Origin of the sequence: Lentzea sp. NBC_00516 (assembly GCF_036346835.1) — a bacterium.
Classification (GTDB): domain Bacteria; phylum Actinomycetota; class Actinomycetes; order Mycobacteriales; family Pseudonocardiaceae; genus Lentzea; species Lentzea sokolovensis.
Genome location: NZ_CP107840.1, coordinates 1,906,615 through 1,927,002, shown reverse-complemented (window position 1 = coordinate 1,927,002; position 20,388 = coordinate 1,906,615). Strand labels below are relative to the sequence as shown.

Genomic DNA, 20,388 nt, shown 5'->3' with positions numbered 1-20,388 from the left:
TCGCGGCAGTGCACTTACTAACCGTTAAGTAAGGAGGTGTGACGTGCGAGTTCTCGTTTCCGGGGCCAGCGTCGCCGGTCCGGTGCTGGCCTACTGGCTCACGCGGTACGGGCACGAGGTGACGGTGGTCGAGCGGTCGCCGGTGCTGCGCAAGACCGGCGGGCACGCGGTGGACCTGTTCAAGCCGGCGATGGACATCTCCGAACGCATGGGCGTGCTGCCGCGCATAGAGGCGCTGGCGACCGGGACCACGCGGCTGACGTACCTGCGGGAAGGCACGCGCAAGCCGATCAGCGCCGACGTGACGAAGCTGTTCGCGGCCGCGTCGGACCGGCACGTCGAGGTCATGCGCGACGACCTGAGCGAGATCTACTACGACGCCACGCACGCCGACGTCGAGTACGTGTTCGGCGACTCGATCACGTCCATCGGTGACGAGGTGAGCTTCGAAACCGGTGCGCCGCAACGGTTCGACCTGGTCATCGGCGCGGACGGGCTGCACTCGAACGTGCGGCGCCTCGTGTTCGGTGAGGTCGACAAGACGTTCGTGGGTGCGTATCTGGCCGTGTTGTCCGTGCCGAAGGACCTGGGTGTGCCGGGTGAGATGGCCGGGCACATCGGACCTGGGCGCACGGCGGCGGTGTACGGCGCACGGCACCTGGACGACGCACGCGCGGTGTTCCTGTTCCGCTCGCCCGAGCTCTCCTACCACCACCGGGACGTGGCGCGGCAGAAGGAACTGCTGCGCGAGGCGTTCACCTCACTGCATCCCGAGGTCGACTCGTGGCTGGAACACCTGGACGGCGACGGGGCGTTCTACTTCGACTCGATCACCCAGCTGCGCGAGGACACGTGGTCACGCGGGCGGGTGACGCTGGTCGGCGACGCGGCCTACTGCCCCGGCCCGGCGATCGGCGGCAGCACGAGCCTCGCCGTACTGGGCGCGTACGTGCTGGCGGGCGAACTCTCAACAGGCTCGGACCACGAGGCGGCGTTCGCGCGGTACGAGCACGAGATGCGCGACATCGTGCACCGCAGCAGGGCGTTCGCGCTCGGTGTGGCGAACACGTTGATCCCGTCCACACGGCTGGGTGTGTCGGCGCTCGTGCGAGGCGCGCAGCTGCTGACGTCGCTGCCGTCGTGGGTGGTGCGGCCGCTGGCGAAGCTGAACTCGAAGGGCGTGCGGATGCACGACTCGATGCACGTGAAGGACTACGAGCGTCAGGGCGCCGGCGTACCGGCGCCCTGACTCACCGAACTAGAACTGCAGGCTCCACTTGTCGAGGAACCCGGTGTCCTGGTTGGCGTTGTCGTTGACCCGCAGCTGCCAGGTGCCGTTGGCGACCTCGCTGGAGGCGTTGACGGTGTAGGTGGTGTTGATGTTGTCCGTGCCGCCGCCCGCGCGGTTGTGCAGGACGTAGACGGTGCCGTCCGGCGCCACCAGGTCCACCTTCAGGTCGCCCTGGTAGGTGTGCTTGATGTCCACCGCGACCTTGAGGGTCGACGGCGCGTTGCCGGTCACCTCGGCCACCGTGATCGGGGAGTTGATCGTGGTGTTGTCCCTGATCTGGAAGTCCGCGGCGTTCTCGAAGAACTTGCCACCGGGGTCGGGCGGGGTGACGCCGCAGTACTGCGCTTCCTTGCCGATGGCCTCGTACGGGCAGTCGGCGCGTTCCAGCAGCTGCAGCACGGCCTCCTTGTTGCGGGAGGTCTGCGCCGGGATCACCTCGTCGGGCGGGTAGAAGCCGCCACCGCCGGCGCTGCCGGGGTACATCTCGAAGGTGTAGGCGAAGATGCCCTGCGTGCCCCACAGCCAGTCAGGGATCGACCCGTCGGTGATGTACAGGTCGCTGGACTGCTCGGGCGTGTAGTTGTTGCTGGCCGCCATGGACTGACCGATGGTGGCGAACGTGTCGCGCTGGTCCTGGGTCAGGCCGGGCGCGACGTCGTCGTAGGTCCAGCCCCACGGCCACAGGATGAGCTCGCTGTAGGTGTGGAAGTCGATGGACGCGCCGATCTGCTGCTTGCCACCGACGTTGCGGCCACGCACGAAGTCGGACACGACCTTGACCTCGGGCGCGGACGCCGCGCTCGGGCCGCGGTAGGTCTCGGAACCGGTGCTGCCGCTGGAACCGCCGCAGCAGCCCCACTTGTAGTCCCAGTTGCGGTTGAGGTCGGTGCCGACGTTGGCCGAACCGGCGTTGGGCTGCCGGTTCTTGCGCCACGACCGGTAGCTGCCGGTCGCGATGTCGTACTCGCCGCCGTCGGGGTTGACGTCCGGGATGATCCAGATCTCGCGGGTGTCCACGAGGCCCTTGATGCGCGCGTCGGACGCGTACTGGGTCGTGAACTGGTTGACCAGGTACAGCGCCATCTCGACGGTGAGGTGCTCACGGGCGTGCTGGTGGTGCGTGAACAGCACCTCCGGCTCGTTCTCGTCGACGCCGACGTTGTCGCTGATCTTGAGGGCGACGATGTCGCGGTTCTCGTAGGACTTGCCGATGACCTGCTTGCTGATCAGGTTCGGGTACGCCGCGACGGCGTTGTTGATCTCCGTCGTCATCTCGGCGTAGTTGTGGTAGTTCGAGTCCGCCGCGGGGAAGTCGAACGGCCCGACCGCCGCGTTCGCCTCCATCCGCTTGGGCAGCTCGGTGACCTCGAACCCCTGTGCCTTCAGGTTCTTCGCCTCGCGCGCGGTCGCGGTGATCACGACGATGCCGTGCTCCTCGACCGAGTCGATCGCGGCACCGGACTTGGCGAGCTTGCTGCGCTGCTCAGCGCTGCGAACGTTGCTGACCTGGTAGTTCGTCGACGTTTCCTCGGCACCGGGGGCCGCGCCGGTGGGCACGCCTCCCATGGCGAACACGACGCTCGCGGCGACGGTGACCCCGATCAGGGGTCTGAGATGGCTCTTTCGCATGCAGGGCAACCCTTTCGTACCACGGCAGGGACATGGCTCCGCAATGTGTAGTGCGTGTGAAGGCTCGCTGTCATCCCGCCATCCGTATGGCGTTACCTGGTGGGATGACGCGCTACGACGCAGTGGAGGCCGGCTCGTACCGGGTGGCACGCGAGATTTCGATCGAGGGGTTGTCGTCGTGGCGGGACGCGGTGGCACCGTATTTCGTGCCGGGACGCACGGTGCTGGACCTGGGGGCGGGGACGGGGTTGTTCGTGCGGGCGTTCACGGAGTGGTTCCCGGACGTGTCCGTGGTCGCGGTGGAGCCGTCCGCCGACATGCGCTCGGCGTCGGGTCTGCCGATGCTCACCGGGGACGCGTGCGCGATTCCGGTGCCGGACGCGTCGGTGGACGTGGTGTGGATGTCGACGGTCGTGCATCACGTCCGCGATCTGGCCGCGGCCGGGGAGGAGTTGCGGCGGGTGCTGCGTCCGGGCGGTGTGGTGGTGCTGCGCTCGCTGTTCCGGGAACGGCACGGCGGGATCGGCCTGTTCCGGTTCTTCCCCGAGGCGGTGCGGGCGCTGTCCGGGTTCCCGACGGTCACCGAGGTGGCGGACGGCATGGGGTTCGCGGTGCGGCGGCTGGAGGCGGTCCCGCAGGTGACGGCGGTGTCGTTGGCGGACAAGGCGTCGACGTTGCGGCAGGAGGCGGACACTTTGCTGCGGTCGCTGTCGGCCGAGGAGTTCGAACGAGGCCGGGAGCGGTTGCTGACCGCGGCCGCGGTCGAGACGGGGCCCGTCGTGGATCACCTGGATCTGCTGGTGCTCAGAACTGTCGGTGCCGTCTGAGACGCTGCTCGGTGTGGACGAGAAAGCACTGCTGCACCGGTATCTGACCGCGGCGCGCGACGCGTTGCTGTGGAAGCTCGACGGCCTTTCGGAGTACGACGCGCGGCGGCCGCTGACACCGACGGGCACGAACCTGCTGGGCCTGGTGAAGCACGCGGCCGGCGTGGAGCTCAACTACTTCGGGCGCGTGTTCGACCGGCCGTTCCCCGATCCACCGCTCTGGTCGACGGCGGAGGCCTTGCCGGCCTCGGACATGTTCGCCGACGCCGACGAGTCGCGGGAGTCGGTCGTCGCCTTCTACGGCCGGGTGCGGGAGTTCGCCGACGCGACGATCGCCGCGCTGCCGCTGGACGCGCCGGGCCGTGTGTCGTGGTGGTCGGAGGGGCGGCGCGAGGTGACGTTGCGGCAGGTCCTGGTGCAGGTGTCGATCGAGCTGCACCGGCACGCCGGGCACGCGGACGTGGTGCGGGAGCTGATCGACGGCGCGACGGGCATGCAGGACGGCAACACGAACATGCCGTCGGTGCCCGCCGGGTGGTGGGTGGAGCACCGTGCCAGGCTGGAGGAAATCGCCGCCACCGCGGACCGGGTTCTGCCAGGGTGACGGGCATGGCCTCTGATCCGAAAGCCGACCTGCACCGCTATCTGAAGGTCGCCCGCGAGGCGTTGCTGTGGAAGCTCGACGGCCTGTCGGAGTACGACGTGCGCCGCCCGTTGACGCCGACGGGCACGAACCTGCTGGGACTGGTCAAGCACCTGGCCGGGGTCGAGGCGGGCTACTTCGGCGACTGCCTGGGCCGGCCGTTCCCCGAGAAGCTGCCGTTCGACGTCGACGCCGATCCGAACTCGGACATGTTCGCCACCGCGGAGGAGTCCCGTGAGGACGTGCTGGGGTTGTTCGCGCGGGCGACTGCCTTCGCCGACACCAGCATCGAGGAGCTGCCGCTGGACGCGCCCGGTGTGGTGCCGTGGTGGCCGGAGGAGCGCAAGTACGTGACGCTGCACCTGCTGCTCGTCCACGAGATCGCCGAGGTGAACCGGCACGCCGGGCACGCGGACATCCTGCGCGAGGGACTCGACGGGGTCGCCGGGCTGCGCGCCAACAACTCGAACCTGCCGCAGCAGGACTGGCAGGCCCACTGGGACCGCGTGGAACTGGAAGCGCGCAAGGCCTCGGGCCAGGCGTGATCGTGTGCCGGGGACACACCCCCAGGAGCGTCCCCGGCACACTCGCGCGGTCAGTGGAATTCGGCCTGCTGGTAGGCGGAGAAGTACTTGCGGACGTCGGCCACGTAGAGGTCGGGCACCTCCGACGCCGGGAAGTGGCCGCCGCGGTCGTACTCGGTCCAGTGCTCGACCTCGTGGTCGGGGTCGAGCAGCGAGCGGATGCCGTTGTCGGCGCCGAAGGTCGCGAACCCTGTGGGCGCGGTCGCGGCCGCCCAGGTGCCGGGCGAGTTCATGGACTCGTAGACGAACTCGGCCGAGGTGGCGCCGGTGCCGGTGAACCAGTGGATCGACACGGCGGTGAGCAGGGCGTCGCGGTCCACCTCCGTGCTCCAGGCGTGGAACTTCTCGAAGATCCACGCCAGCAGGCCGGCCGGTGAGTCGGTCAGGGAGAAGCCGATCGTCCAGGGCTTGGTGGACATGAGCTGCAGGTAGCCCAGGCCGGTGGCGACGGCGTCGTTGAACCGTCCGGCGCGCACGAGTTCGACGCCGGTCAGGCCGTCGAGCGGCAGCGGGCCTCCGAACGGGTGTGAGCTGGGGCCGTTGACGTGCAGCGCGGCCACGGCCGGGGTCAGCCGGCTCATGGCGCCGGCGATGCCCGCGCCGACGTCGCCTGCCTGGATGCCGTAGCGGCTGTGGCCGAGGGTGTCCATGAGGGTGACGAACGCGGCGGCGGTGCGGGAGACGTCCCAGGCGCCGGTGACCGGGGTGGAGAAGCCGAAGCCGGGGATGGACGGCACGACGACGTGGTGGTCGCGGGCGAGTTCGGAGATCACGGCGGCGAAGTCGGCGAACGTCGAGGGCCAGCCGTGGATGAACAGCAACGGCAGGGCGTCCTCACGGGCGGCGCGGACGTGGACGAAGTGGATCGGCTGGCCGTCGATCTCGGTGACGAACTGCGGGAACGCGTTGAGGCGGGCTTCTGCGCCACGCCAGTCGAAGCCGTCGGCCCAGTAGGCGGCCAGGGACCGCAGTTCGGCGACGGGAACGCCCCTGGTCCAGCCGCCGGTGCCGGACTGGGCGGGCCAGCGCGTGGCGGTGAGGCGGTGGCGCAGGTCGGCGAGGTCGGCGTCGGGGATGTCCACGCGGAATGGGTTCATGGGATGCCACGCTAGGAACGATCGCGGAACGGTTCGTTCCGCGATCGCGGCGAGGATGGTGCTCATGCTGGAGACGTCGGCCCGGTTGCTGAAGCTGCTGTCGTTGTTGCAGGCCTCGCGCGACTGCACGGGCCCGGGGCTGGCGCAACGGCTCGGCGTGACGACACGGACCGTGCGCAACGACGTGGAGCGGCTGCGCAACCTGGGCTATCCGGTGCACGCGACGTCCGGTGTGGCGGGCGGGTACCGGTTGGGCGCGGGGGCGAAGCTGCCGCCGTTGCTGCTCGATGACGACGAGGCGGTGGCGGTCGCGCTGAGTCTGAGCACGCAGGAGTCCGAGACGGCCGACCGGGCGCTGCGCAAGCTGGAACAGGTGCTGCCGAGCAGGCTGCGACACCGGGTCAGCGCGTTGCAGGAGTACACGGTCGGCACGACCGCGGAGCTCGACCCCGAGGTGACGGTGCAGATCGTCAACGCCTGCCGGGCGCACGAGCGGCTGCGGTTCGACTACGTGAAGTTCGACGGCGAGCAGGACCGCCGCGAGGTGGAGCCGTACCGGCTCGTGCACATCCGCGGCCGCTGGTACCTGGTCGGATGGGACGTCGGCCGGCAGGACTGGCGCACGTTCCGGGCCGATCGCGTCCGGCCGCGGGTGCCGACCGGGCCGAGGTTCACCCCGCGCGATCTGCCGGATCTGGAGGCGCACCTGGCGAAGGGGCTGGCGACGGCGGCGTGGCGGTTCCGGGCCACGGTGACGGTGCACGCACCGGCCGCGGAGGTGGCGGCGAAGATCCCTGCGGCGCTGGTGGAGGCGACGGGCGAGTCGTCGTGCCGGTTGACTGCCGGGGCGGACACGGTCGAGATGCTGGCCGTGTACCTGGGCATGCTGGGGTGCGGGTTCTCCGTCGACGGGCCGCCGGAGCTCGTTCACCACCTGGGAAAGGTGGCTGACAGGTTCCGCGAGGCGATCGATACTGCTTCGCATGGGTAAGGAATACGAGCGGATCGAGCCGCGGCTGCAGGAGTTCATCGAGAGCCAGAAGGTGTTCTTCGTGGCCAGCGCCCCGTTGGCGGGTGACGGGCACATCAACCTCTCGCCCAAGGGCCGGCAGGGGACGTTGCGGATACTCGACGACCGCACGGTGGCCTACCTCGACTTCGGTGGCAGCCACGCCGAGACGGTCGCGCATCTGCGGGAGAACGGCCGGGTCACGCTGATGTGGTGTGCGTTCGAGGGGCCGCCGAACATCGTGCGCGTGCACGGCCGGGGTGAGCCGGTGTTCCGCGACGACCCGCGCTTCGCCGAGCTGGTGGCCGGGTTCGGAGAGGCGGACGGGCCGGCGCTGCGGGCGGTGATCGTGGTGACGGCGGAGCTGGTCAGCGACACCTGCGGGTTCGCGGTGCCGTTCATGGACTACCGCTCGGAGCGGGATCTGCACGCGGACTACTTCGGCCGCAAGAGCGACGAGGAGTTCCGCGAGTACACGAACAAGAAGCCCTACAACAACGCGAGCATCGACGGCCTGCCCGCCATGGAGCTGCCGCTGCCACCCCGTTAGAAGAAATCTTGGTCGGCGATGTCGAGAACGTCGTCGCGGCTCCGTCCCCTGGGCATGACGACGATGACGCAGAGCGAGATCACCGAGGTGCTGAACCGGCCGTACAGCAAGGAGCTGCTGCACCGCGACATGCTGCGGATGGCGTACGTGGCCAAGGACGGCACGCCGCGCGCGGTTCCGATCGCGCACACCTGGAACGGCGAGCACATCGTGCTGTGCACCTCGACGAACGCGCCGAAGCTGCACGCGCTGCGGGCGAACCCGACCGTGGCGCTGACGATCGACACCGAGGTGCACCCGCCGAAGATCCTGCTGATCCGCGGCACGGTCGAGCTGGACGAGGTCGAGGGCATCCCGCACGAGTACCTGCAGATGAACGGCAGCTACGACATGTCACCCGAGCAGCGGGTGGAGTGGGAGCGCGAGGTGCGGTCGCTCTACGACGGCATGGTGCGGATCGTGGTGACGCCGACGTGGGCGAAGCTGATCGACTTCGAGACGACCCTGCCCAGCGCGGTGCAGGAGCTCATCGAGCGGCGGTCAGCTCGACAGGAATCGGTCTAGGACGCGCACCCCGAACTCCAGGCCCGCGACGGGAACGCGTTCGTCGACTCCGTGCGCCATCGCGCGGTAGTCGAAGCCCACGGGCAGTTGCAGCGGCGAGAAGCCGTAGCAGTGGATGCCGAGCTGGCTGAACGCCTTGGCGTCGGTGCCGCCGCCCAGGCAGTACGGCACGACGGCCGCGGCGGGGTCCTCGCCGCGCAGGGCGTCGGCCATGGCGGTGAACCACGCCGTGTCGACGGGTGCCTCGACGGGCGGCTGGTCCTCGAGGACCTCGCGGGTCACGCCGGGCGAGAGCAGCGAGTCGATGGTGGCGGCGAGTTCGTCGACGGTGCCGGGCAGCGTGCGGACGTCGAGCTGCGCGGTGGCGGTGCCGGGGATGACGTTGACCTTGTACCCGGCCTGCAGCATCGTCGGGGTGGCCGAGCAGCGCACGGTGTTCTCGGCCAGTTTCGCGGCGGGGCCGAGGCGGGTGAGGGTGCCGTCGACGTCGTCCAGGTCGACCTCCACCCCCAGCGCCTTGCCGGCGCCCACGAGGAACGCCTCGACGGTCGGGGTGAGCCGCACGGGGTGTTCGAACGCCGCGATCCGCGCCAGTGACGTGACCAGCGCGGTCACCGCGTTCTGGTCGTTGCGCCGCGACCCGTGCCCGGCGCGGCCGGTGGCGGTGAGCTTCATGTGCGACGTGCCGCGCTCGGCGGTGCCGATCGGGTACAGCCGCACGCCGTCGACGTCGTAGGAGAACGCGCCGGACTCGCTGATCGCCGCCTCGACACCCGCGAAGTGGGCGGCGTGGTGCTCCACGAGCCAATGCGCCCCGTAGGCGCCCTGGGCCTCCTCGTCGGCCACGAACGCCAGCACCACGTCACGGCGCGGACGGCGCCCCTCTTCGTGCCAGCGGTGGATCACGGCGAGCGTCATGGCGGCCATGTCCTTCATGTCCACCGCGCCCCGGCCGTGCACGAACCCGTCGCGGATCTCCCCGGCGAACGGGTCGAAGCTCCACTCGGCGGGATCGGCGGGCACGACGTCGAGGTGCGACTGGACCAGCACGGCGGGCAGCGACGGGTCGGTGCCGTGGACGCGGGCGAGGACGTTGGTGCGCCGCGGGGCCGGTTCGAGCAGCGTCGGCCGCACGCCGCTGTCCTGCAGCAGCGCGGCGACGTGCTCGGCGGCCTCCCGCTCACCGGCGGAGTCACCGCCACCGCGGTTGGTGGTGTCGAAGCGGATCAGCTGTGCGCACACCTGCGCGACGTCCAGCGGCATGAAAGCCACGGTAACCGGACCCCTGACGTGGAATTGTTGCAGCCCTGTGCCGATCGATGGGGGAACTCCGGTGCACCTGCAGATGGCCCTGGAGGGGCTCGCGCTCAACCCGGCGCTGCCCGAGGGCATGATCCGCCGCCTGATCGCCCACCGCCGGGGACCGGACGAGGCCGGGAAGCGGCCGGACCTCACGGCCGAACTGATCGACGAGATGATCGCCGCGGACCGGCCGGGGCTGCTGCGCTCGCTGGCACTCAACGACGGCCTGCCCGACTCGGCCCGGCTCCGGCTGGCACGCCATCCCGACGCCTCCGTGCGGGCCGGGGTCGCGATGGGCTGCGATCAGGGTGCCTCGCGCGAGGTGTTCGAGCTACTGCTGGCCGCCCCCGAGCCGACGACCCGCGCGTACCTCGCCGAGAACGCCGCCGTGCCGGTCGACCTGCGGGCACGTCTCGCGACCGACCCGAGCGACGAGGTGAGGGTGGCGCTGGCCCGTTACTGGCCCGCCGCACCCGAGCACGTGCGGCGCACCTTGCTGACCGACCTGGAGGACGAGGTCCGCGAGGCGGCGTGCTCGGCCCACGACCCCCGCCTGCCTCACCCGGTGCCACCGCCCGACCTGATCCCCGCCCTGCTCGCCGATCCGGTCACCAGGGCAGGGGTGATCCGGCACCTCACCCTCGACGAACAGACGGCGCGCAGGCTCTCCCAGGACCCCGACGCGGACGTGCGGGTGGAGGTGGCCAAGCACCCGCGGTTGCCGTCCGCGCTGCACGACGCGCTCAGCACGGATCCGAACGCGTGGGTCAGGCTCGCGGTCTTCGGGCGGGAGGACACCCCCGGACCGCTGCGGTCGGCCATCCACGCACAACTTCTCGCCGGGCCCCACTCGCTGGGCTTCGCCGGCGAGGACGGAGCGCGGATCGAACGGATGCTGGTGCTCGGCGAGCTGCGGATGCTGCGCCTTCCCTGGGTGTGCGCCGACCCGTTGCCGCACGTCGACTCCCCGTACCCCTGCTTTCGGGTCTCGGCGGCCTCCAGCGGGCAGCCACTGCCTCCGGAGGTGGTCGCCCGGCTGCTCGCCGACGACGAGTACGACGTGCGCTCGACGATGGCCCGGCGCGCCCCGCATCTGGTGGACGTGGCGACGGCGGAGCGCATCGACCGCGAGTTCAGTCCCTCGACCGCGAAGTACACGCCGTGGCGGCCTGCGGACGAGCTGACGTTTCCCGCGGAGGTGTTGCGCCGGTTCGCCACCGACCCCGACCCGCGGATGCGGTGCCTGGCGCCGCGCGACCCGGATCTGCCCGCCGCGATCGCCGCGCGGCTGGCCGCCGATCCCGACGCCGAGGTGCGGCACGCGGTCGCCGGCCACCGCACCCTGCCGGTGGAGTCGCTGATCGCGCTGCTCGACGACACCGACGAGCGGACCGTGCACGCGGCGGCGGCCTCACCGCGGCTGCCCGAGGCGCGGATGGAACGGCTGCTCGCTCTCGCCGGCCTGTGATCAGCCGTAGACGTCCTCGATCGCCGCTCCCGCGATGTGGGTGACGACCTTGAACGCCTTCATCGCCTCGGTCATGGACGTGGCGTCGAACCCGACGCGGCGCACGCCGATCAGGTCCACGGTCGGCACGACGGCGGCGGCCTCGGCCAGGTGCGAGGCGTCGAACTCGACCTCGATGCGGTGCGGCGCCACGACAGCGTCCGAACGCCCGGCCGAAGCCATCGCGGCGGTGGCGGCTTCTGTGATCTGTGAAGAAGTCACGGCGGGTGGCAGGCACACGGCCGCGTAGCGCGACACGCACTCCTTGACCGCCACCGTCCACGCCCCGGCCGCGTAGGAGGTGGCGTCTTCACAGGTCAGGTCGTCACCGGTCACGAGCAGCACGGGAACGCCGTACTCGGCGGCCAGTGCGGCGTTGAGGCGTCCTTCGGAGGCGAGGACGCCGTCGAGCCACACGCCGGTGATGGAGTTCTCCATGTAGGTGTGGGCGAGCACGCCGCGTGAGCCCGCACCCGTGTGGTAGCCGAGAAAGACCACTCCGTCCACATCGGAGTCGATACCTTGCATCATCGACAGCGGCTTGTGCCGGCCGGTGAGCATCCGCGCCTGGTCGTGGAGGTCTTCGAGCAGGAGGTTGCGTTGCGAGGAATGCGCCTCGTTGACGATCACCTGCTGTGCCCCGCCCGCGACCAGGCCGCTGACGCAGGCGTTGACGTCTGCTGTGAACAGGCGCCGGAACCGTTGCCACTGCTCGGTACCGGGAGTGACGTCCCCGGTCCAGGTGACTCCGGTGGCGCCTTCCATGTCCGCCGAGATCATGATCCGCACATCTCGGTAAGTTAGCGGTGGGCTGCTGGGGAAGAGGGGTTTTCGTGCGGGTGAGGTTGTGCGCGTTGCTTGCGATAGCAACGACTGTGGGGCTTTCGGCACCTCCTGCGACAGCGCAGGCACCAGTGATCTTGAAGGTCGCGATCGTGCAGCAGATCGACTCGATGAACCCGTTCCTCGCGGTGTTCCAGTCGAGCACGGAGATCGGCCGGTTGATGTACGACTACCTGACCGCCTACACCGCGGCGGACCAGACGGTGACCGAGGGCCTGGCGAACAGGTGGGAGCCCTCGCCCGACAAGCTCACCTGGACCTTCACGGTCCCCGAGGGCAAGAAGTGGTCCGACGGCGAGCCGATCACCGCCCGCGACGTCGCGTTCACCTACAACCTGATGCTGACCGACTCGGTCGCCAGGACCGCGAACGGCAGCTTCGTCACCAACTTCCAGGACGTCACCGCGACCGATGACCGCACGGTCGTCATCCGGACGAAGACGCCGCAGGTGACGATGCTCGCGCTGGACGTCCCGATCGTGCCCAAGCACGTGTGGGAGAAGGTCTCCGGCATCAAGGACTACGCCAACGACCAGACGCCGGTCGTGGGTTCCGGCCCGTTCGTGCTCACCGAGCACGTGGCGGGGCAGTTCATCAAGCTCAAGGCCAACAAGAACTACTGGCGCGGCGCGGCGAAGTTCGACGAGCTGCACTTCGTGTACTTCCAGAACTCCGACGCCGCGGTGCAGGCGCTGGGCAAGGGCGAGGTCGACCTGGTCAACCGGATGGCGCCGGCCCAGTTCGACTCGCTCGAAGGCAAGGCGGGCGTGAGCCGCAACAAGGCGCAGGGCCGCCGCTTCACCGAGCTCATGATCAACCCCGGTGCGCAGACCCGCACCGGTGAGCCGATCGGCGACGGCAACCCGGCGCTCAAGGACGTGCGGGTGCGGCGGGCGATCGCACAGGCCCTGGACCTCGACGCCCTCGTTCAGCGCGTCAACCTCGGGTACGCGGAGAAGGGCTCGGGACTCGTGCCGCCGGTGTTCGGCAAGTGGCACTGGCAGCCCAGCGAACAGGAGCAGCGCAAGTTCGACCCGGCCGCGGCCAACGCGGCACTCGACGCCGCCGGTTTCGCGCGCAAGGCCGACGGCACCCGCTTCCCGCTCAGGCTGATCGGACGCGCGGGGCGGGCCTACGACGAGCAGGCGTCGGAGTACCTCAAGCGGTCGATGAGCGACATCGGCATCCCATTGGACGTGCGGCTGGTGTCGGACAACCAGCTCAACGAGGCCACCACCGCCGCCACCTACGACCTGGCGTTCTCCGGCTGGGCCACGAACATCGACCCGGACTTCGTCCTGAGCCTGCACACCTGCGCGCAACGGCCGGGCGCGGACGGCAAGGGCGGCACGACCGACACGTACTTCTGCGACGAGACCTACGACAAGCTCTACGCCCAGCAGCTCTCGGAGTTCGACGAGGGCAAGCGCGTCGAGATCGTGAAGCAGATGCAGGCCCGTTTCTACGACCAGGTGCCCGCGGTGGTGCTGGCGTACGAGAACGCGCTGGAGGGCTACCGCGCCGATCACTTCGCGAAGTTCACGACGCAGCCCGCGCAGGGCGGCGTGATCATGGCGCAGAACGGCATGTGGGGCTACTACGGCGCCGAACCCGCGCAGCGGGCCGTGCAGGCCCAGAGCAGCAGGTGGGTCGGGCTGGCGCTGGGCGGTGCGCTGATCGCCGTGCTGGTGGCGGTGGTGGTCGTGATGGCCCGGCGGCGCAACGCCACGGCAGGGGAGCGCGAGTAGGTGCGTCTGGCCGGTCGGTTCGGTGGTGCCGCGCTCAGCCTGGTGATGGTGGCGGTGCTGGGTTTCTTCCTGTTCCGGGTGGTGCCCGGCGACCCCGTGGTCTCGATGACGCGCGGCCGTCCGACCACGGCGGCGATGCAGGCCGAACTGCGCGCGCAGTTCGGCCTGGACCGTCCGTTGCACGAGCAGTTCTGGAACTACCTCACCTCGCTGCTGCACGGTGATCTGGGGACGTCGTTCACGTTCCGCCGGCCGGTCTCCGACGTGATCGGAGAGCGTCTGGGGCCGACGTTGCTGCTGGTCGGCACGGCGACGCTGATCGCGGTCGGGCTGGGGCTGTGGCTCGGGGTGCGGGCGGCGTGGCGTCGTGACTCGGGCTTCGACCGGGTCACGACGGGGGTGTCGCTGACGTTGTGGGCGGTGCCGACGTTCTGGCTCGGCATGCTGCTGATGATGGTGACGGGGGATCTGTTCCCGTCGCGGGGCATGCGTGACACCGACACGGCGCCGGACTTCGTGTCGCAGGCGCTCGACGTCGGCCATCACCTGGTGCTGCCGTCGATCACGCTGGTCGCGGTGGTGTGCGCGGAGTACATGCTGGTGATGCGGTCGTCGTTGCTGGAGGAGATGCACGCCCCCTACCTGACGACTGCCCGTGCGAAGGGCCTGCGGGACGACCTGGTACGGCGCCGTCATGCCGTGCCGAACGCGGTGCTGCCGGCGATCACTCTGGTGTTCCTGCGGTTCGGGCTGGTGGTGGCCGGGGCGATCACGACGGAGACGGTGTTCTCCTGGCCCGGTCTGGGGTTGTTGTTCTACGACGCGCTGACCGGTCCGGACTACCTGCTGCTGCAGGGGTTGCTGGTGGTGACGGCGGGCGCGGTCGTGGTGATGAACCTGCTCGCGGATCTGCTGCACGGGGTCCTGGATCCACGGGTGAGGGTCGTATGAGGAAAGCCGACTCGGGGTTCCTGGCCCAGCGCACCGGGGTGGCCGGTGCGGCGGTCCTGGCCGTGGCCGCGCTGATCGCCCTGCTCGCGCCGCTGCTGATCCCCGCAGACGCCCTCGACGTCACCCGCGTGACGGACGGCGCGTGGCAGCCGCCGGGCTCGGGGCACTGGCTGGGCACCGACCACACCGGACGCTCGGTGGCGTTGCTGATGGCGCAGGGCACGGGGACGTCGTTGTTCGTCGGGCTGACGGCGGCGGTGCTCTCCGTCGGCATCGGCACGCTCGCCGGCATCGTGAGCGGCCATTTCGGCGGTCTGCTGGCGGGGGCGTTGCTGCGGGTCACGGACTTCTTCCTGGTGCTGCCCGCGTTGGTGCTGGCGATCGCGTTGTCGACGGTGCTGCCGCGCGGCATCGGCACGATCATCCTGGCGATCGGGCTGACGAGCTGGCCGGCGACGGCACGGATGGTGCGGGCGCAGACGCTGACGATCGAGGCCCGTCCGTTCGTGGAACGTGCACGAGCGCTCGGCGGCGGCCACACGCATGTGATCGGACGGCACGTGCTGCCGTCGGTCGTGCCTTTGGTGCTGGTCAACGCGACGCTGGCGGTGGCGTCGGCGATCGTGGCGGAGTCGACGCTGGCGTTTCTGGGACTGGGTGATCCGACGCGGATCTCGTGGGGCGCGATGCTGCACCAGGCGCAGCTGCACGGGGCGGTGCCGCAGCGGGCGTGGTGGTTCCTGCTGCCGCCGGGTCTCGCGATCGTGGTGGTGGTGCTGGCGTTCACGCTCGTCGGGCGCGCCCTCGAAGCCGTCGTGACGCCGAAGAGGTGAACCCGTTGCTGGAGTTGAAGAACCTCACCGTCCACTACGGACCGAAATGCGTCGTCAACGACGTGAACCTCGCCCTGGCGCCCGGCCGGACGCTCGGGCTCGCGGGTGAGTCGGGGTCGGGCAAGTCGACGGTGGCGATGTCGGTGCTGCGGCTGCTGCCCAGGGCGGCGAACGTGACCGGCGAGATCCTGCTCGACGGCGACGACGTGGCGACGATGTCGTGGGGCCGGTTGCGGGCGGTGCGGTGGGCGGCGGCGTCGATCGTGTTCCAGGGCGCGATGCACTCGCTCAACCCCGTGCAGCGCGTCGGTGACCAGATCGCCGAACCGATGCGCCTGCACGGCGTCGACGGCAGCGCGCTCGATCTGCTGGAGCAGGTCGAGCTGCCGCGGGAGAAGGCGCGGGCGTATCCGCACGAGCTCTCGGGCGGGCAGAAGCAGCGGGTCATGATCGCGATGGCGCTGGCGTGCGGGCCGCGGCTGGTCGTCGCGGACGAGCCGACCACGGCGCTCGACGTCGTGGTGCAGGCCCAGGTGCTGGCGTTGATGACACGGCTGGTCCGCGAGCAGGACCTCGGGTTGCTGATGATCAGCCACGACCTGTCGGTGCTCGCGCAGACGTGCGACGACCTCGCGGTGATGCATCGCGGCGAGCTGGTCGAACGCGGCCGCACCCGTGAGGTGATCGCGAACCCGCGGCATCCGCACACCGCGGCGTTGACGGCGGCGTTCCCGGTGATCGGCGACCCGGCGCACCGCTGGGCCGAGCCCGCGCCGCCGCCGGAGCCGTTGCTGGAGGTGCGGGATCTGGTCGTGGACTACGGACGGACACGCGCGGTCGACGGGGTGGACCTGACGATCGGGCGGGGCGAGATCGTGGCGCTGGTCGGGCAGTCCGGATCAGGCAAAACGACACTGGCTCGTACCATAATGGGGCTGCGAAAGCCGTCCTCCGGTCGGGTGATCTTCGACGGCGCCGAGGTGGGTCGCGGTGGCAAGGCGCTCAAGGCCTTCCGCCGCCAGGTGCAGCTCGTGCTTCAAGATCCTTCCAGCGCCCTCAACCCCCGTCACAGGATCTTCGACGCGGTGGCGGAGGGACTGCGCGTGCACGGCATTCGCGGCGATGAGGAATCCCTGGTCACGGCCGCTGTGGAACGGGCTGAGCTGCGACCGGCGAGCCTGTATCTGGAGTCGCTCCCGCACGAGCTGTCCGGGGGTCAGCAGCAGCGGGTGGTGATCGCCGGGGCGCTGGTGCTGGAGCCCCGTCTGCTGGTGGCCGACGAGCCCGTCGCGTCCCTGGACGCCTCGGTGCGCGGGGAGATCGTGGCGCTGCTGCTCCGGTTGCGCCGGGAACTGGGCCTTGCTTCATTGATCATCACGCACGACCTAGGGCTGGCGTGGCAGATCGCCGACCGGGTCGCGGTGATGCATCAGGGGAAAATCGTGGAACAAGGCTCGGTCGAAGAAGTCCTGCTCACCCCGTCTCACGACTACACGCGTGCGTTGCTGCGCGCGGTGCCGCAGGTCTGAGAGTGATCCCGATCGAACACGCCCGGCAACGGGCCTCGCTGACGCCTGCCGAGATCGGGCGGGGCGGGGCGGACGGCTGGGTGGACGTCGACGAGGTGCCGGCGCTGGCTCTGCTGGCGTGGCACGACCTGGGCTGCCCGCCCGGTGTGCTGGGCGAGCTCGCGCAGGCCAGCGAACCCGGGCACGTGCGGGAGCTGTGCCGGATCCTGGCCTCGACCTCGCGTGCCGACACCGCCGCGGTGTGGCGGTACCTGGCCGCGGACTGGGAACGCACCGGCGAGCGTTCCGACGGCAGGCAGCGGTTCCTGCTGGACCGGGCGATGCGAGGTGAGGGCGTGAACTGGCACGACTACACCGCGCTGATGGGCATCGGCCGCCCCGAGGAGGTCGACGCGGCGTTCGACCGCGGCGAGGACATGGTCGGCGTGGCGGTGATCGGCCTGGCGATGTCGTATCCGGACCCGTTGGTCGCCTTGCTGCGGGTGGCTCGAGCGTTGGACCACAACCGCATCGAGGTCCGCAGGCAGGGTGCGACGGCGCTGGCGCACGTGGCCCGGATCCACGGGGTGGTGTCGCGGGAGTGCCTGGAGGTGCTGCGCCGACATCCGGACGAGGTGGCCGAGGACGACCTGTGGACGTTCATCGAGCATCGCCGGCTGCCGGCGTGGTTGTGGTGGCGGCGGCTCAGGGCACGGCCAGGGCGGCGAGTTCCGCGCGGACGGCGGTCTCGGTTACGAGGTTGCGCTGCCCCACGGCCCGGCGCAGTGCCTCCTCGAAGTGCCGGCGGGCCTTCCCGGGTTCGCCTTCGGCCTTCGCGACGCGGCCGCGTTCCACGGCGATGTGGCAGCGCATCTGATCAGGCCCGTACCAGCCGCCGGGGCAGCGTTCCCACGCCTGGTCGCACTCCAGGTAGGCGGTCGCGTAGTCGCCGGTGACGCGGGCGAGTTCGGCCAGGCCGAGGTGGGCGCCCGCCTGCACGACGAGCGCTCCGGCGCGACGGGACAGTGACAGGGCCAGGACGAAGTCGGCTCGGGCGCCGTCGAGGTCGCCGGTCATCAGGGTGGCCTGGGCGCGGGCGATGACGGCTTCGGCGGTGTCCTCGGTGGCGCCGAGCTCGTCGAGCAGGCCGCGGCCGCGTTCGATGTGGATCAGGGCGTGCGCGGCGTCGCCCTGGTCGAGGGCGATCTCGCCGAGCTGGTTGAACGCGAGTGCCGCGCCCCACCGGTCGCCGACCTGCGTGAACGCCGCCGCGGCTCGGTGCAGCAGCTCGGTGCCCGTCGCCGGGTCACCGCCCATGCGGGCCACGAGGCCGTCGCCGACCAGTGCGAGGGCCGCGCTCCACGGGTCCTGGCCGAGCAGCCTGTGGCGGCGGTGCCACACCTGCGAGTCGTCCTCGGGCGCGCCGAGCGCCATGCCCCACATCATGGTCATGATCGGGTAGCGCGGCGGGTCGAGGAGCTTGTCCATCAACGCGTCGGCCTGCCGGATGCGGGCGCTCTGGTCACCGGTCGCGACCGGCCACGCGATCAGCAGGCACAGCGCGTACTCCTGCTCACGGCACTGTGGCGGGGTTTCGCCGCACGCGTGCAGGACGGCGTCGGCTTGTTGGGCGGCTTCGGTGCGCAGGCCGCGGAACCAGTAGTAGGTGGCGAGCGCGGCGACGAGTTCCAGTGCTAGCCCGAGGTCGTGGGCGGTGGCCCAGGTGACGGCGGCGACGAGGTTGTCGTGGTCGGCGGCGAGCCGGGCGAGCCACTGGATCTGGTCGTGGGAGCGCAGGTGCGGTTCGGCCTGCTGGGTGTGGTCGAGGAACCATCGCGCGTGCTCGCGTTGGAGGTCGGGTGCGTGGGTGGCGCAGAACGCGCGGATGGTGTCGAGCATGCGGTAGCGGTCGTCGGCGACCTCGACGAGTGACTTGTCCACCAGCGACGTCAGAGTGTCCACGTCGGACTGGCACACGGCGGTGACGGTGTCGAGGGCGGCGCCGCCGCTGAACACGGTGAAGCGGGCGGCGAGGTCGCGTTCGGCGTCGGTGAGCAGGTCCCAGCTCCACTCGACGACGGCGTGCAGCGTGCGGTGGCGGGGTGCGGCGGTGCGGCTGCCCTTGGACAGCAACCGGAACCGGTCGTCGAGCCGGGCCGCGATCTCCGTGAGGGGAAGGGACCGGACGCGGGCGGCGGCGAGTTCGATGGCGAGCGCGATGCCGTCCAGTCGCCGGCAGACCTCGGCGATGACGGCCGGGTCGGCGTGGAATCCCGGCTTGACCGCCTGGGCCCGGTCGAGGAACAGGCGGGTGGCGGCCTCGTCGTCCAGGGCGGTGACCGGGCTCAGGGTCTCGCCGGTGATGCCGAGCGGTTCGCGGCTGGTCGCGAGCACCCGTACGTCCGGGCAGGTGGTGAGGATGCCGCCGAGCACGCGGGCGGCGTCGTCGATGACGTGTTCGCAGTTGTCCACGACCAGCACGACGTCCCGTGCCGCCAACGCGGCCCGCAGCCGGTCCTCGACGCTGAGCGGCCCGGCCGACAGGAGTCCGGCCTCGCGGATCCCGAGACCGTCGAGCAACGCGCGGGCGACGTCGGCGGTGGCACTGAGGTCGACGAACGCCACCTCGCCCGCCTCCCGATGGGCGACCTCGACGGCGAGCCGCGTCTTGCCCGTACCGCCGGGGCCGATCAGCGTGACCAGCCGGTTGTCGCGCAGCCACTTCGACACGCGCCGCAGGTCCTCGTCGCGGCCGACGAAGCTGGTGAGCTGCGCGGGCACACCTCGATGCGGCGCTTGGGCCCGCAGCACCTGCAGGTGCGCGGAAGCGAGCACGGGGGAGGGATCGACACCCAGCTCGTCGGCCAGTAGCTCCCGGCCCTGCGCGAACACGTCCAGGGCCTCGGTCTGGCGGCCGTCACGGTGCAGCGACCGCATCAACGCCGCCCGCACGTCCTCGCGCAACGGATGCTCCGCCACCAGGCCGCGCAGCTGGTCGCTCGTCCCGCCGGACAGCGTGCAGCGGATGAGGACCTCGGTCAGGCGCTGCCTCGCCGCCTGTGCGAACGGCGCGTCGACGTCGGCCAGCGCCGGTCCGCGCCACAACGCCAGCGCGTCGGCCGCCCGTCCGGCTTCCAGCAGTTCGGCGCACCGCAGGTGATCCACCTCAAGCGGCTCGGCGACGAGCCGGTAACCGGCCGGATGATGTTCGATCACCAGTCCCGGCACGGCCCGGCGCAACCGCGAGACCTGCGACTGCAGCGCGTTGGCCGCACCGGCGGGCGGGTCGGCGTACAAGCCGCCGATCAGCTGGTCGTGTCCCACGATCCGCCCAGCGTCGAGCACGAGCATCGCCAGCAGGGCGCGCTGCCGTGGCGCCGCGACCTCCACGCCGTCGACCAGCACCGGACCGAGCACCCCGAACTTCACCGGCCTGATTCTTCCCGAGTCACAAGATCCACGAGACCGGAACCCGCACTGCTCCGAATAGGTCGACTATGAA

At 70.5% G+C, this 20,388-nt stretch carries 17 protein-coding genes; 12 read left to right on the top strand and 5 right to left on the bottom strand.

Annotation, left to right across the window (positions count from 1 at the left end):
* Nucleotides 1–43: 43 nt before the first annotated feature.
* On the top strand, nucleotides 44–1,249 hold the full coding sequence (locus OG205_RS08585) for an FAD-dependent monooxygenase (RefSeq protein WP_330275711.1): 1,206 nt from the start codon (nucleotides 44–46) through the stop codon (nucleotides 1,247–1,249).
* Between the two features lie 9 nt (nucleotides 1,250–1,258).
* Here OG205_RS08585 and OG205_RS08580 read toward each other — a convergent pair whose 3' ends face one another.
* The gene (locus OG205_RS08580) at nucleotides 1,259–2,920 is read right to left on the bottom strand and encodes a M14 family metallopeptidase (protein ID WP_330275710.1); all 1,662 of its coding nucleotides are present in this window, start codon (nucleotides 2,918–2,920) and stop codon (nucleotides 1,259–1,261) included.
* A 104-nt stretch (nucleotides 2,921–3,024) separates the two neighbouring features.
* Here OG205_RS08580 and OG205_RS08575 point away from each other — a divergent pair, with 104 nt between their 5' ends.
* Genes OG205_RS08575 through OG205_RS08565 form a run of 3 tightly spaced genes read left to right on the top strand, consistent with a single transcriptional unit; the run spans nucleotide 3,025 to nucleotide 4,935 of the window.
* Nucleotides 3,025–3,747 (top strand): class I SAM-dependent methyltransferase, encoded by a 723-nt coding sequence (locus tag OG205_RS08575; RefSeq protein WP_330275709.1) that lies wholly within the window; start codon nucleotides 3,025–3,027, stop codon nucleotides 3,745–3,747.
* Nucleotides 3,737–4,351, top strand: coding sequence for a DinB family protein (locus tag OG205_RS08570; RefSeq protein ID WP_330275708.1), 615 nt, complete (start codon nucleotides 3,737–3,739; stop codon nucleotides 4,349–4,351). Before OG205_RS08575 ends, OG205_RS08570 begins: the two co-directional genes overlap by 11 nt.
* A gap of 5 nt (nucleotides 4,352–4,356) precedes the next feature.
* Nucleotides 4,357–4,935 carry a DinB family protein gene (locus OG205_RS08565; protein WP_330275707.1) on the top strand — a complete coding sequence of 193 codons (579 nt, stop codon included), beginning with the start codon at nucleotides 4,357–4,359 and terminating at the stop codon, nucleotides 4,933–4,935.
* Between the two features lie 50 nt (nucleotides 4,936–4,985).
* Here the strand turns inward: OG205_RS08565 and OG205_RS08560 are convergent, their stop codons facing one another.
* Nucleotides 4,986–6,071, bottom strand: coding sequence for an epoxide hydrolase family protein (locus OG205_RS08560; RefSeq protein WP_330275706.1), 1,086 nt, complete (start codon nucleotides 6,069–6,071; stop codon nucleotides 4,986–4,988).
* A gap of 64 nt (nucleotides 6,072–6,135) precedes the next feature.
* Here OG205_RS08560 and OG205_RS08555 point away from each other — a divergent pair, with 64 nt between their 5' ends.
* From OG205_RS08555 to OG205_RS08545, 3 genes are all read left to right on the top strand, one after another.
* Complete coding sequence (locus OG205_RS08555; protein ID WP_330275705.1) at nucleotides 6,136–7,062, top strand: helix-turn-helix transcriptional regulator; 927 nt, start codon at nucleotides 6,136–6,138, stop codon at nucleotides 7,060–7,062.
* Nucleotides 7,055–7,630: a pyridoxamine 5'-phosphate oxidase family protein gene (locus tag OG205_RS08550; RefSeq protein WP_330275704.1), complete on the top strand. Its 576-nt coding sequence runs from the start codon at nucleotides 7,055–7,057 to the stop codon at nucleotides 7,628–7,630. Before OG205_RS08555 ends, OG205_RS08550 begins: the two co-directional genes overlap by 8 nt.
* A gap of 63 nt (nucleotides 7,631–7,693) precedes the next feature.
* Entirely contained in the window at nucleotides 7,694–8,194 is a 501-nt protein-coding gene (locus OG205_RS08545; protein ID WP_330278130.1) for a pyridoxamine 5'-phosphate oxidase family protein, read from the top strand.
* Here OG205_RS08545 and OG205_RS08540 read toward each other — a convergent pair.
* A complete protein-coding gene (locus OG205_RS08540) occupies nucleotides 8,171–9,457 on the bottom strand; it encodes a M20/M25/M40 family metallo-hydrolase (protein WP_330275703.1) in 1,287 nt (428 codons plus the stop codon). The two genes, OG205_RS08545 and OG205_RS08540, sit on opposite strands and share 24 nt — an antisense overlap.
* Nucleotides 9,458–9,527: 70 nt before the next feature.
* Between OG205_RS08540 and OG205_RS08535 the strand changes: the two genes are divergently transcribed.
* Complete coding sequence (locus tag OG205_RS08535; protein WP_330275702.1) at nucleotides 9,528–10,964, top strand: hypothetical protein; 1,437 nt, start codon at nucleotides 9,528–9,530, stop codon at nucleotides 10,962–10,964.
* Here OG205_RS08535 and OG205_RS08530 read toward each other — a convergent pair whose 3' ends face one another.
* On the bottom strand, nucleotides 10,965–11,792 hold the full coding sequence (locus OG205_RS08530; protein WP_330275701.1) for a M55 family metallopeptidase: 828 nt from the start codon (nucleotides 11,790–11,792) through the stop codon (nucleotides 10,965–10,967). It abuts the gene before it with no gap.
* A gap of 125 nt (nucleotides 11,793–11,917) precedes the next feature.
* Between OG205_RS08530 and OG205_RS08525 the strand changes: the two genes are divergently transcribed.
* The 4 genes from OG205_RS08525 to OG205_RS08510 are packed head-to-tail and all read left to right on the top strand — an operon-like array spanning nucleotide 11,918 to nucleotide 16,907.
* Nucleotides 11,918–13,594: an ABC transporter substrate-binding protein gene (locus tag OG205_RS08525; protein ID WP_330275700.1), complete on the top strand. Its 1,677-nt coding sequence runs from the start codon at nucleotides 11,918–11,920 to the stop codon at nucleotides 13,592–13,594.
* 45 nt (nucleotides 13,595–13,639) lie between these two features.
* Complete coding sequence (locus OG205_RS08520) at nucleotides 13,640–14,545, top strand: ABC transporter permease (RefSeq protein WP_442916810.1); 906 nt, start codon at nucleotides 13,640–13,642, stop codon at nucleotides 14,543–14,545.
* Nucleotides 14,542–15,378, top strand: a complete 837-nt coding sequence (locus OG205_RS08515; protein WP_330275698.1) for an ABC transporter permease — start codon at nucleotides 14,542–14,544, stop codon at nucleotides 15,376–15,378. Before OG205_RS08520 ends, OG205_RS08515 begins: the two co-directional genes overlap by 4 nt.
* Nucleotides 15,375–16,907 carry an ABC transporter ATP-binding protein gene (locus OG205_RS08510; protein ID WP_330275697.1) on the top strand — a complete coding sequence of 511 codons (1,533 nt, stop codon included), beginning with the start codon at nucleotides 15,375–15,377 and terminating at the stop codon, nucleotides 16,905–16,907. The genes OG205_RS08515 and OG205_RS08510 overlap by 4 nt, the downstream gene beginning before the upstream one ends.
* Nucleotides 16,908–17,591: 684 nt before the next feature.
* Here the strand turns inward: OG205_RS08510 and OG205_RS08505 are convergent.
* A complete protein-coding gene (locus tag OG205_RS08505; protein ID WP_330275696.1) occupies nucleotides 17,592–20,315 on the bottom strand; it encodes a BTAD domain-containing putative transcriptional regulator in 2,724 nt (907 codons plus the stop codon).
* Nucleotides 20,316–20,388: the final 73 nt, after the last annotated feature.